This window comes from Pyramidobacter piscolens W5455 (assembly GCF_000177335.1).
In the GTDB taxonomy this organism is placed as follows: Bacteria; Synergistota; Synergistia; order Synergistales; family Dethiosulfovibrionaceae; genus Pyramidobacter; species Pyramidobacter piscolens.
Genome location: NZ_ADFP01000046.1, coordinates 1 through 12,382 on the forward strand (window position 1 = coordinate 1; position 12,382 = coordinate 12,382).

Here is a 12,382-nt window from a genome sequence, read left to right on the forward strand (position 1 = left end):
AGCCTGTGCTCCAAGCGCTTTTTTGTGTGGTTGTCCGTGATCAGTCTTCGATGCCGTTGGCCTTGAGAACGTCGTTCAGGCCGCTGACGAGATCGTCCGGGTCGATGCCGTGGGCCATGGCGCCCTCTTCGAGGCTTTCGGCGTGGGAGATCGCGCAGCCGATGCAGCCCATGCCGGACAGCATCAGGGGCTGGACGACCTGCGGATACTTGTCGACGATGTCGGCGATCAGCATATCCTTGGTGATCATATCGATGCACTTCCTTTTCGTTAAACAGCAGATTGAGTTCGGTCAGATTATATCCGAAGGAATCGCAAATGTACAGTTATTTCTGATTATAATACTTATGTATGGATGCCCGGTTCCTCGCCGGTCACAGCAGTGGGCTGAGCAGCTTGGTCACGGACTCGAGCGCCATGGAAACGTGGCCGCGTTTTCCCCATTCGTCCTGCGTGAGGCGGTGGGAATCGCAGATGTAAAGTCCCTGCACGCGGTGGATGCCGAAATTTTCCTGCACGCCGTAGAGGATCATGTTGATCTCGAAATTGAGCGAGAACGAGCGGATGTCGAAGTTGCTCGACCCGACGAAGCCGAGGTTGTCGTCTACGGTGACGGTTTTGGCGTGGAGCAGCCCCTTGTTGTAGAGGTACACTTCGACGCCGAGGCGGAGAAAGTCCTCGTAATACGCACGCGAGGCGTAACCGGCGATGATCTGGTCCGACCGGGCCGGCGTCACCAGTCTGACTTTGACGCCGCGCAGGCGGGCGACTTCGATGGCCTGAAGCATGCCCTCGTCGGGGATCAGGTAAGGCGTGGTGATCGTCACCTGTTCCTGAGCGCCGATGATGGACGCGATGATGAGCCGCTGATAGTTTTCGGTCTGGTACGAAGGCCCGCTCGGCACCGTCTGCAGGCACGACGGCCCCGAGAAATCGTCGTTGGCGGAAAACAGGTGCGCGGTGTCGAGGCGCTCGCCGGTCTCGACGTACCAGTCCTCGATGAAGACGCTTTCCAGCTGACGCACGACCGGGCCGCGGAAACGCAGGCTGACGTCTTTCCAGATCAGCTTGCCGAAGCGCCCGTAGCTGGGCTCGGTGACGTTGTGCGAGCCGGTGACGGCGACGCGGCTGTCGAAGACGGCGAGCTTGCGGTGGTTGCGCAGGTCGAAGCGGGCGGCTTTGGCGCGGTAAATGCGCACGGGAAGCGCTTCCTCCACCCGAACGCCGTCGCGCTGGGTGTCTTTTCTCAAAGAACTGCGCAGGAATTCGCGCGAGCCCACGGAATCGAGGAGCAGCCGCACGGTGACGCCGCGCCGGGCGGCTCGGCGGCAGGCGGTGATCACCTTGCGTCCCTGCGAATCGTCGGCGAAAATATAGTAAAGCAGATCGATCTCGTTGACGGCGGCGTCGATCTCGTCGACCAGCGTGTCGATAAAGTCGCCGGCTTCGGTGACGTACTGCACCGCGTTGCCCTGAACGGCGCTCAGATATCCCAGATTTTGAGCCAGATTGGCGGTGGCCTGCAGCGACGGCGGCAGTCGCGGCGAGATGGCGCCCGGCAGTTCGGAATGCATCATGCGCGCGCGGATGTCATGAAAATGCGAAAGCATGGCGTTGTGCCGCTCCGTGCGGCGCGACGGCAGCACGTTGGTGCCGAGGATGGAGTAGGCGACGATGCCCGGCCACGGCCAGAGCAGAATTACCAGCAGCCACGCCGTGGCCGTGGAAGGATTGTGCCGCTGGGGGATGATCACCAGCGCGGAGAGGCGGATGACGAACGATACGATGTCCAACCCGGTGAGGAAGAAAATGCTGAGCCCCTGACCCCACGTCATCAAAATCAGTCCTTTATGTAAAGAGCGATATGAGGAAAACGCATTCATCATAACACAAACGGTTGAGCTTTTTAATTGACGATGAGAATGAAATAGAATAAAACGCTTGACGAAGCAAAGAAACGTTCCGACGCCGCCTTTCCCAAAACTTTGTGATCTTTGCGCTGTGTCAGGACGGGGAAGAGGCGTATTGAAAACTGGAACGAGTCCCGGGAAAGCTCTTCTCCATGACGGCTTCAGCGCTCTTGACTTTAAAGCGAGCGGGGAGTAAAAAGTAACGGCCATAAGGCTTGTTCGATCATTTGCGGAGGAGAGTAGGCGAGTGCCGCGGCGGAAGAAAAAATTCGCCGCGGCGCTTTTATTTTGGCGTTCTTCGGTTAGAATAGAGGCGGCGGCTGGCTGATTTTCGACGTAAAATTCATGATGGCGAAGGAGAATGATCCATGGGACGGCTTTTGGTGGTCTTTACGGGCGGCACGATCGCCAGCGGTTTCGACGGGCGGGGCAAGGCCCCGGTTTCGGGCGCGTCGCGGCGTCTGAAAGATTCTCTTGCCGAGCTTTTTGCCGAACGCGGCGTGGAGGCGCTCTTTCGAGAGCCGCTTGGGAGTCCCGGCATCGACAGTTCTGAGATGGATCCGGGGCATTGGCTGGAGATCTCGCGCTGCGTTGCCGCAGAGCTGGAGCGAGGGCTTTCGGGCGTGCTGATCCTTCACGGCACGGACACCATGGCGAACACGGCCGCGTGGATGAGTCTGTGCTTTGGCAGCCTGCCCATTCCGGTCGTGCTGACGGGCAGCCAGCTGACGCTCGATTACATGCCGGAAGACGTCACCTCGAACCTGCGCGGCGCGGCCATGGCCTGCTGCTCCGATCTGCGCGGCGTCTGGGTCTATTTCAACTGGAAGCTGATCCCCGGCGACCGCGCTCACAAAACGCACGCCATGCATCCCGACGCTTTTAACGCCGTTAACGGCCAGCCGCTGTTCTTCAATCCCGACTGGGCCCTCGATTCGACTGAAGCCGGCGGGCGTTCCGCTGCGGCGGCGCAGCTGCCGGAAGAAGTGCGGAAGATGCTTGACCTCGATCCTGACGAGTTGCGCGAGCGCTGCGCCCATATCCGCTGGTTTTTCGCCCAGCCGGGAGCGCGCTTTGCCTGGCAGGGCGGCGAGCGCTTCCTGTGCCTGCTTGGCTACGGGGCCGGCAACATGATCCCGTCGGTGCTGGACGGCATCGAACAGCGTCATGGAACGAAACCGTACGTCGTCGCGTGCAGCCAGGCCGAGGGCGGCGTCAAACATCCCGACGGTTACGACCGCGTCGGCATGGCCCGTCTGGCGAAGGCGGGGTTTCGCGTTTGGAACCAGACGGACCGTTCCGTCGAGTTTGTGCACAGCCTGTGCTGCTACGCGTTGGCGGCGTCTTTTGACGCGCCGGAAAAGGCGCTGAACCGCTATCTGCGGGAATGCCGGGCATAATGAAAAGCGGACAGCTTTTATGGCTGTCCGCTTTTCATTATGCGCCGGAGAACTTTTATTTCCGGCAGATCGCCGCGCCGGCCGAAGCTCCGATCCGCGTCGCCCCGGCGGCGATCATTTCTTCCGCCTCTGCGCGCGTATGGATGCCGCCGGCGGCTTTGACGCCGACGTCAGGCCCGACGACGGCGCGCATCAGCGCCACGTCGTGAACGGTCGCGCCGCCTTTGGAAAATCCCGTCGAAGTTTTGACGAAATCCGCTCCCGCCGCGGCGGCCAGACGGCAGGCGCGGGCCTTTTCCTCGTCGGTGAGCAGGCAGGCTTCGATGATGACTTTGACGGTACGCCCCTGCGCGCCTCTGACGACCGCGGCGATGTCCGAACGCACGTACTCGTCGCGGCCGGCTTTGAGATCGCCGACGGAGACGACCATGTCAAGTTCGTCGGCGCCGTCCGCTACGGCCCGGCGGGCTTCGAACTCTTTGACGGCGCTGACCGAGGCGCCGAGCGGGAATCCGATCACCGTGCAGACTTTGACGCGGCTGCCGCGCAGTTCCTCGGCCGCCGTCGCTGCCCAGCGGGGATTGACGCAGACCGAGGCGAAGCGCCACTGCCGCGCTTCGGCGCAGAGCGCGCGGATCTGCGATTCCGTGGCTTCCGGCTTCAAAAGCGTATGGTCGATGTACGATGCGAGCTCGTTCATGAAAAAACCTCCGGCAAGAAAAATCTTGAGGAAAATGACGAATCAACGCATTCATTATGGCATAAAAAAGCCCCGTTGTGTAAAATAAAGAGAGCGAAAGACAGAAGGAGGTATGATGATGTACGGAAGAGCGAAAGGAAATTTTCTCGTCCTGTCCGGTCTGGCGGTCGCGTTTTTTGTAGGACTGGTTTCTCTCGGCGCGTGGGAACTGCGCGGTGGCACGGAAGAACCTCCCAAGCCGCAGATCGTCGGCAGTGCGTTTAAACCGGCCATCGTCGGCCCGGAACTTCACAGCGAAAAAGTGGATGCCGCCGTCGTCGCGAAAAACGTCGGAGCCAATAAAGGCGTCAGGGACGACGTCGAGCCGCCCCGCCATGCGGACGCCCCCGCCCCGGCCGCCATCGCCCGCAGCGGCGAAAAAGGACGCTGGATCTACATCGACAAGGCCGGTTTCAGGCTGTACCTTGCCGAGGGCAACAAAGTGATCGACTCATGGGGTGTCGCCTTGGGCAAGGTGACAGGCAACAAAGCGAAAGCCGGCGACATGCGCACGCCCGAGGGCAACTTCTCCGTGCAACAGATTCAGGACGCCAGCAGCTGGACCCATGATTTCAAAGACGGCAAAGGCGTCATCAAAAACGCCTACGGTCCGTGGTTTATCCGCCTCAAGACCGGCTGGAAGGGGATCGGCATCCACGGCACGCACGATCCCGACTCGATCGGCACGCTGGCCAGCGAAGGCTGTATCCGTATGAGAAACGAGGACCTGCAAAAACTCAAGCCGCTGGTCGCGAAAGGGATGAAAGTCGTCATCGCTTCCAACGCCGCTGGGGACAAGGAAGACGCGAAAGGCGCGAAAGGCGCGTCCGAAAAGGGCGCGAAGGAAAAAAACAGTCTGAAGAGCGGGAAGAAGAAATAAATTCCCGCCTGAAAACGCTTGCATTTTTCCCGGGAGTCTGTTAATATACCCGATGTCGCCACGAAACGGCGCATGTCGCGGGGTGGAGCAGTCCGGTAGCTCGTCGGGCTCATAACCCGAAGGTCAGAGGTTCGAATCCTCTCCCCGCAACCAATTTAAGGCGGTATAGCTCAGTTGGCTAGAGCATGCGGTTCATACCCGCAGTGTCACTAGTTCGAATCTAGTTACCGCCACCAGAAAGATAGCTATCGGTACAAGCCGATGGATAACGAAAACCAGCCCAACGGCTGGTTTTTTTGTTATACTGTCACCGAGGAAGGCCGACGGAAAACGGGGGAATCCAAGAAAAAAGCGTACCTGTTTCCGTACCAAAAATCCGTGGACGATTTTTTCGCGGCCGAAACCGTACCAAAAATCCGAGGTGACGCACATGTTGACGAACACGGCGATTGCCAAAGCTGCGGCGAAGGAAAAAGACTACATGCTTTTCGACGGCGACGGGCTGTATCTGAGGATCAGCACGAAGGGAAAAAAGAAATGGTTGATCCGTTCGTTCGTTGGCGGCAGGGAGCGCAAGGTCGTCATCGGCGAGTATCCCGTCATGTCGCTGCAGGAAGCGCGGCGCGAGCGCGACGACCGCAAGATGAAGGCGCGCACCGGCGTGTCGATTCGCAACAAGACGGTGACTTTCGGCGACGTCTTCGCGCGCTGGCTGAAGAAGAAAGAGAAGGCGGTATCTCCCGACCATTACAAGATCATCAAGCGTCGTATCGAGATGTATCTGCTGCCGTATTTGGCCAACAGGCCGGTGGCGGACATATCGCGGCCCGAACTGCTGGAGGTTCTGCAGCACCCCATCGAGCGCGGGCTGATCGACACGGCGCGGCGCACGGGGGCGCTGGCGCGGTCGATTCTCGACGCGGCCGCCGATAAGGGGGAAGTCGCTCTCAACATCGCCGCCGATCTGAGCCGTTCCCTCCCCGAATGGGAGGTGCGGAACTTCAAATCCGCGTTCGACCCGCGCGAGGTGCGCCGGCTTTTGCTGGCGATCGACTGCTATCCGCGTCAGATCGTGCGGTACGCCCTTAGGATGGTCAGTTATACCTTCGTGAGAAGATCGGAGCTTCGCAGGGCCACCTGGGCGGAGATTCACGAGGACGAATGGCACATTCCCGTCGTGCACGCCAAGAAAAAACGCATCCAGATCGTGCCTCTTTCGCGCCAGGCGCTGGAGATTTTGGACGCCATGCGCCGCATCGCGCAGATTCGCTGGAAGGGGCAGCCGTTCGAGGACAAGCCGATCTTTCCTTCGACGCGGAACACGCCGAGTGGCTCGCCGTATATGGGGATTTCGGCCATGGAGGTCGCGCTGAAATGGCTGGTCGCGCACGTGCCCGCGCCCGACACGCCGCCGCTGATCGACTTACACGGGTTCCGCCATATGGCCAGCACGCTGCTGCACGAGCATCACTGGGACCACGAGGCCATCGAGCGTCAGCTGTCGCATCTCAAGCGCGACAAGACCGAGGCGACGTACGACAAAAGCAAGCTGTTGCCGCTGCGTCGTCGGATGATGCAGTGGTGGGCCGACTATCTGGACGCCGTTAAAGAGGGGCGCGTGGATTTAGAAGATGTCGAATTTGTGAAATAACGTAAAGCCCCTTCGCTGCGATGGCGAGGGGGCCTCTTTATGCCGATTCTTTGAACTGTATGTTGTGCATTGGAGATATTTTCATTGTTCCGCTCAGTAAATTCTCAGGGAGCTGCAGATGATCTGAAAAGGCCATAAACTCATCTCCCATGACCTTTCGGTGGGCAGTGTAATTTAAAGAATAGGTCATTGAGCGGTACTGAGAGTACAGAGCATTGATTGGTTGGGCGTTGTCATAGGATACCAGCCACGGGGAACTGAGTTTTTCTACTCTGCGGGCAACGTTCTCGTGATCTTCTGGCTCGTAGAAATTCTGATATAACATCGATCCTTTATGGTAGTAGGGGGGGTCGAGGTAGAAAAGAGCAGGGTGCTTGCGAAGCCTGGGCTCCATTCGTTCCAAAAGCTGAATCGCATCATCTTCATAAAGCTCTATTTGGTTGCCGCGCTCAGCGATTGCCTGAATGCGCGCAATCAACTCGTCTTTCTTAAAGCGAGCGTCCAATTTCCAGCGGCCGTTCTGTGCTTTGCCGCCGATCACACCGGCGCTTAAAATTCCGGAACGGTTTGTCCGGTTCAGAAAAAAGGTGGAGAAGCCGAGTTCCAAAAGAGAAAACTTATCTGCGTCGAGATGAACGGCTTTCTGTGCATACCAGACATCCATAGTCACTGGAGTGTCATGAATCATCCGGCACAACTCGTCAGGATAGCGCAGTACGGAATACCAGAAGGCGAAAACGGATTTGTCGATGTCGTTGATGATGATCTTATTGGCCAGTTGATTGAAGAGAAGGTGCAATGCTAGCCCTGCGCCACCGGCGTAAGGTTCAACGTAAGTGCACCCTTCAAGTTTATTGGCTTTGATAAGAAGCTCAAGGAACTGAGCGAGTTTTCTTTTACCTCCGGGGTAGCGCAATGGAGTATAGAACGGCATCCTTGCCACCTCCTTCATCTGTAGAAATTAAACTATAAAGGTGGCCAAGTGTCAACTAATAAATTTTATGCGTAAACGCTTGGCGATGTGGTTAAACGCGTCTTTAAATTTCTTTCGAAAGTCATCGACAAGTGATGAGTTTGCTTTACACCAGTATTCGAAGAGATTGAGTTCGTTAAAGCTTTGAATATTTTCTTCAAACCATTCTTTGTAAAAATCTCTTTCCTTTTTATCGCTATTTTGTGACTTTAACGTGATCTCATGTCTTTTACTAGCGAAGTTCCGCACGGTGTATCCAGATTCAAAAGCCCCAGTTTGTGAACAGAATTCAGCCGCCTGGTCTGCGTCGCACAAGAAGTCCATGAATACTGACTCTGGGCGAACTGTGCCAGGGAGGTACACAAAATTATCAATCCTGACTTTTGATTCGCGCCCAGCGTCTCCGTCGAGGATAAAGAGTACATTTTGAAAATATGTTCTGTCGGCTTTCAGAAGCTTTTCAGCATAAGTACAACTCATTTCGACGTCGTCTAGAATTTGAACCCTTTCAGAAAGAGTGAGTTTTTCTAAGAGATGACGTAAAAACCAGCGTGCTTCATTATCTTCGGTATAGATTTTTATTCTTTGTGGGTATTTAGCTAATTGTTCCTTGAGATCGTTTCCGATAACCGAAAATGCAGGATTACGCAAGCACTCCAAAGATCCGTTGGCTGTCGTCAGATAGTTAATTTCAATATCATTGACATCCTCTGAACCCTTTGCATTATGCTCAACTCTCCCTGAAAGGAGATTGAGAAGATATAAACTGTGAGTCGTGAAGACAGTTTGAAACTCTGCCTTTTTGGCTTCGCGGATCAGCAGATCAAGGAGTTTCCGCTGCGATGCTGGATGTAGCGTTGCGTCAAATTCATCTATCAATAAAATGGCTCCAGGAAAATCATCCCCCAAATCTTCCTTCAGCGCTTTGATTTTCCAGATTGCCAAGAGGATTTGACCGATATTGTCCTGTCCCGCGGAGTTTGCGAGCGCATCATAGGTATCCGCTTTAAAACCAACTCCCGTTTTTCGTTTTACATCTGATATTTTAACGCTGTCCATCTCAACGGAACTGTTCGTACCAATAGGGACAGATAGAATTTGCAACGCTTGATCAACAATCCATTGTGTCGCTTCAGGATTTTCATGCTGTAACCCTACGGCAGAGCAATGAGAAGATTCTCCCACAGGGTATAGACGCGATAGGCCAAGATAAATTGGCGCCATTTCTTTCTTGGTATGAGTTCGCCTGGCTCCAGGGATATCCCGGTATGGGATGATGCGAAAACGCTTCTGTTGATCATCTTTTGTATCGGGACTAGCGTCACCTTGAATATTCTCTTGGGAAGCGTCTTTGCTGTGGATTTTTTGCCAGGTAATTCTGCATTCCCTTGTATCGCCATCGCTAAATGTGAACCGCATCAATCCTGAGCCGCTCCGATCATGTTCAGCGCTCCCTTTAAAAAGCTCATGGAATTCTGCACGAAATTGTTTAGGCGAAAAAAAAGATTCTTTACGTTGACCTTTCTTCTTGTACTGAATGCAGTTGGCAACAAGTCCGAGAATATTTGATTTTCCCACTCCATTTTGCCCCGCAATCGCCGTGACGTATTTACCAAAATGGAAGGTCTTGTCTTCAAAAATCCTAAATTTTTTGATATGGAGCTTATGAAGTGAAGTTGGCACTTGCTCGCCTCCGTTCTCATATTTTCAACTGTTTGACCTGCCCGTGTGATAGAGAACCGCCAGTTGCTCCTGTGTCAGTGTGAACCGTGATTACTCCTGCGGCGGCAGAATCTCCTTTTGAGCTTTTTTCGCTTCCGAACGCGTTCGGCGTTCGACCTTTTGATTATCATCTTCCGCACTGCCGGCCCGGGAGCTGACGTCTTCGATGACGTCCGTCAGCAAGCGGCGGAAATCGACGGCGTTCTGCGGCGTCGTGACCGGCTTCCCCGTTTCCGCTTCAAGCGCCTGGCGGGCTACTTTGGCGACATGACCGCCCCGGCGGGCGATCTTTTGGCTTTCGGCGAAGCCCCGCGGTTTTTCTTCCCGCGAAATGTCCGTGGTGGAAGACTCGGCCAGCATCGTCAGGACAAGCTCCGTGTTCGTCATGTTGTCGCGGAGATTTTCTTTCTTCAGATTCTTGAGATTTTTATACTGCCGAGTGCTCATGCCTGCCCAGCTCTTGGTGATTTCGTCCGTGAGAATGGCGTACTCCGGACCTTTCTTGACGCCCCGCTTCTTCCATTCGTCGGTCAGCTCGTTGCGGATCCGGATCGACATGATGCGCTGATGCACCCAGTCCTCGGAATATCCCTTTTTCAGATAGGTCTCGAGGGCGCGGTCGATCGCCTGTTCGGGGTCGATCGTCTCTTCGATGCGCTCTCTGCCGACCTGAGCGAGCCAGAGCTTGAACGGCTCGGCCTTGGGCGATGGGATCGACTGGATCAGGCGCAGGATCTGTTCTGTGTTGCCCGCCAGCGTTTTGCGCTTTTTCCCGGTCGCCGTCAGCATTTCTACCTGGGGACAATTTGTCCCCAGGTACGCGGCAAGCTCCGCGTCTCTTTTTCTCATCTTTTTCAGATAATCCGTGGGATTGGCGCTGTCGGTCAGGGCTCCGACCACGTCCACAACGGAGAAGTACCATTCTTCCCTTTCTTCGTCCCAGACGGAGCGTATCTTGCGGTTCTCGAACAGTTCGATGCCGTTTTCTTTTTCCGGCATTCATCTTCCTCCTTTACAGCGACCGCGGCTTTGGGCGGCCGGAATGACATCGCATCGATTACTTTTCGGTGGACTTTTTCCATGCTTCGATTGTTTCGATAACTGTTCTTGCCTTGAAAATATGCCCAGGTTCAGATGTTCTGCCGGGAGTGTCTTGCGACGTTTTTCGAGAAAATTACGTGTGGAGGAGGCTTTCTGCTTCTATTCTACGGGCTTGCTCTTTAAGCTCGATAAGATTTATGCTATTATATTTACACCAAGTTTCGATCGTTTCAATGACGGTCTGTGCCTTGATTACATACCCAAGATCCATCTTTTCATTGAACATTGGAATTACATTTTCTCCCTGCGCAACAGGCACAGTAATCAGATCCCATGGTTGCTGGTATTGATATACCGAGGAAAGAACGCCAAGAAAGACGCAACGGGAGCCGCCTAGGACTGTGGCGTTTCCGTTATGATAAAATCCCTCGTTGAGGATAAATACTGGGCTTCCGCTGGAGCCAGGGAATACGGAGGCGTCGATGAGGAAGCAGGGCTTGTTTTGAAAGTCAACGTCGATTCGCGTGGCGTTGATTCCGCGTCTTACAATGGGCATAGCGTGGTACTTATCCCACAGAAGATTCGGATAGCCTGCAAAATAAATCTCCTCGATCACGTTGATAGGCACACTCCGTTCGTAACAGAGATGGGAAGCGATAAATGAATAGTTGATATCATGAACGATATCGGAGAATTGGATATTGAGGTCTGGCCTTCGCTTGTTCTCACGCTCGTACAGATCTACGCAGGAAAGAATCGCGATATCAACGTCGTCGGAAGGATGGCCGAACCATAAGGATTGCCAGTTATCGATATCATACGATTTAGGCGGAGTAATATTCAAAGCGGAGGATTCCCCGATCTTCTGATGAAAATAAAGACGCCCGCGCTGCGAGGCTTGGTAAACATGCTTGTTTGTTACAATGAATTCCATGCCGATGTTTTTCGATAGCATGTAGTGAAAGAAGAATCCGGTGCCACCACCGTTTTCTTGAAAGTGAGCATCGAGGTACGCAATTCTCACGGTGTTGAACGTCATAATTTCAGGGTTTGTCAGACGCATTTCTGCCATAATTACCTCCCAATAATTAAAAAACGAAAGGAGTATCACCATGATTGGTTTGGAAAAAGTGGAAATTTTCGAAGAACGCCCCGCAAGGGTGCGGGCTTTTCGGGTTGCCAAAGACCGTTATATCGGCAACAGTCACGGCGTGGAATTGGCAAAAGCCGGCGACTGGATCGTTATTGATTCCAACGATAAAATACGGCATTTCACTCCTATGGAATTTATGCTACGTTACAAGGCTGCCACGGTGCAACCCTTTTGCGTTGTCCCGGACCCCGATTGCTATGTCTTGACTGTCGATAGAAACGGGCAAATCCTGAGCATCCGCGGCGCCTCGCACACGCCGGCTTGAGTGAAAGGCCAGTTTGCGCGCGGCGAGGAATGGCCTTTTATGCATGGTGAGTCAAGGTCATCGAATCTCTTCAAGAATTTGGGCTTTGCCCAGGAAGAGAATTTCTTCGTCCGATCTATCATCCTCTTGTATACCTCGCCAATACTTCCGTGCATTTTCTTCAAAATAGGAGGTGCCGTATCGCTCTCGGTGTAAATATCGTTCGTGGGCAATTTTTTCTGCTGAGACATTGCGGAAATTCTTTTTGACGAATATTTTCGAAAATCTCCTCCCTTATGCAGGTAATGAGATCGTCTGCGACTTGAGCTAACTCATGCGGTAGTTTGAGAAAATTTTGTATATCGTTGTAAAAAAAAGGAGCTCCATTTTTTAGCGCGTTTACGATTTCTGGCAACGTATATCTTGCGTCATTAAACATTATTGGGTAGTCGTAATTTAAGTAGTAGCTGTTGTATGTATTGATCCGTTCTTTGCGAAATTCAATTTCATGGCCTGGAAGCCACTGCTCGTCATGAGATCCTCTATGATGAATATGATAAAAAATACTATTTTTGACATGCTGTAAAGAAGAACTGGTCGAACCCATTTATATCTCCTTCTCTATTTATTTGGAATCTGTGAAATTTTGTATGCTATGCGAGGCTTACA

The 12,382-nt window shown here is 53.8% G+C and carries 12 protein-coding genes and 2 tRNA genes; 6 read left to right on the forward strand and 8 right to left on the reverse strand.

Going from position 1 to position 12,382, the window contains the following annotated elements; genetic code table 11:
• Positions 1–40 precede the first annotated feature (40 nt).
• Positions 41–250 (reverse strand): DUF1858 domain-containing protein, encoded by a 210-nt coding sequence (locus tag HMPREF7215_RS03205; protein WP_009164208.1) that lies wholly within the window; start codon positions 248–250, stop codon positions 41–43.
• Between the two features lie 124 nt (positions 251–374).
• Positions 375–1,835 (reverse strand): cardiolipin synthase, encoded by a 1,461-nt coding sequence (gene cls, locus HMPREF7215_RS03210; protein WP_040550326.1) that lies wholly within the window; start codon positions 1,833–1,835, stop codon positions 375–377.
• 443 nt (positions 1,836–2,278) lie between these two features.
• On the opposite strand from cls, the gene HMPREF7215_RS03215 reads away from it, so the two are divergent.
• Positions 2,279–3,310, forward strand: a complete 1,032-nt coding sequence (locus HMPREF7215_RS03215) for an asparaginase (RefSeq protein ID WP_009164210.1) — start codon at positions 2,279–2,281, stop codon at positions 3,308–3,310.
• A 55-nt stretch (positions 3,311–3,365) separates the two neighbouring features.
• Here HMPREF7215_RS03215 and deoC read toward each other — a convergent pair whose 3' ends face one another.
• Complete coding sequence (deoC, locus tag HMPREF7215_RS03220) at positions 3,366–4,010, reverse strand: deoxyribose-phosphate aldolase (RefSeq protein WP_009164211.1); 645 nt, start codon at positions 4,008–4,010, stop codon at positions 3,366–3,368.
• A gap of 118 nt (positions 4,011–4,128) precedes the next feature.
• Here deoC and HMPREF7215_RS12305 point away from each other — a divergent pair, with 118 nt between their 5' ends.
• From HMPREF7215_RS12305 to HMPREF7215_RS03240, 4 genes are all read left to right on the forward strand, one after another.
• Positions 4,129–4,929, forward strand: a complete 801-nt coding sequence (locus HMPREF7215_RS12305) for a L,D-transpeptidase (protein ID WP_050768863.1) — start codon at positions 4,129–4,131, stop codon at positions 4,927–4,929.
• A 76-nt stretch (positions 4,930–5,005) separates the two neighbouring features.
• Positions 5,006–5,082: transfer RNA gene (locus HMPREF7215_RS03230), tRNA-Met, on the forward strand.
• 6 nt (positions 5,083–5,088) lie between these two features.
• Positions 5,089–5,165: transfer RNA gene (locus HMPREF7215_RS03235), tRNA-Met, on the forward strand.
• Between the two features lie 194 nt (positions 5,166–5,359).
• Positions 5,360–6,580 (forward strand): tyrosine-type recombinase/integrase, encoded by a 1,221-nt coding sequence (locus HMPREF7215_RS03240; RefSeq protein WP_009164214.1) that lies wholly within the window; start codon positions 5,360–5,362, stop codon positions 6,578–6,580.
• 37 nt (positions 6,581–6,617) lie between these two features.
• On the opposite strand, the gene HMPREF7215_RS03245 is transcribed toward HMPREF7215_RS03240, so the two are convergent.
• The 4 genes from HMPREF7215_RS03245 to HMPREF7215_RS03260 form a co-directional block, all read right to left on the reverse strand.
• Positions 6,618–7,514, reverse strand: coding sequence for a DNA adenine methylase (locus HMPREF7215_RS03245; RefSeq protein WP_009164215.1), 897 nt, complete (start codon positions 7,512–7,514; stop codon positions 6,618–6,620).
• A 51-nt stretch (positions 7,515–7,565) separates the two neighbouring features.
• A complete protein-coding gene (locus HMPREF7215_RS03250; RefSeq protein WP_009164216.1) occupies positions 7,566–9,236 on the reverse strand; it encodes an AAA family ATPase in 1,671 nt (556 codons plus the stop codon).
• Between the two features lie 90 nt (positions 9,237–9,326).
• On the reverse strand, positions 9,327–10,274 hold the full coding sequence (locus HMPREF7215_RS03255) for a BRO family protein (RefSeq protein ID WP_009164217.1): 948 nt from the start codon (positions 10,272–10,274) through the stop codon (positions 9,327–9,329).
• 175 nt (positions 10,275–10,449) lie between these two features.
• Positions 10,450–11,388 (reverse strand): trypsin-like peptidase domain-containing protein, encoded by a 939-nt coding sequence (locus HMPREF7215_RS03260; RefSeq protein WP_009164218.1) that lies wholly within the window; start codon positions 11,386–11,388, stop codon positions 10,450–10,452.
• 40 nt (positions 11,389–11,428) lie between these two features.
• Here HMPREF7215_RS03260 and HMPREF7215_RS03265 point away from each other — a divergent pair, with 40 nt between their 5' ends.
• Entirely contained in the window at positions 11,429–11,734 is a 306-nt protein-coding gene (locus HMPREF7215_RS03265; protein ID WP_009164219.1) for a hypothetical protein, read from the forward strand.
• Positions 11,735–11,894: 160 nt separating this feature from the next.
• On the opposite strand, the gene HMPREF7215_RS13075 is transcribed toward HMPREF7215_RS03265, so the two are convergent.
• Positions 11,895–12,320: a hypothetical protein gene (locus HMPREF7215_RS13075; protein ID WP_156797411.1), complete on the reverse strand. Its 426-nt coding sequence runs from the start codon at positions 12,318–12,320 to the stop codon at positions 11,895–11,897.
• Positions 12,321–12,382 lie beyond the last annotated feature (62 nt).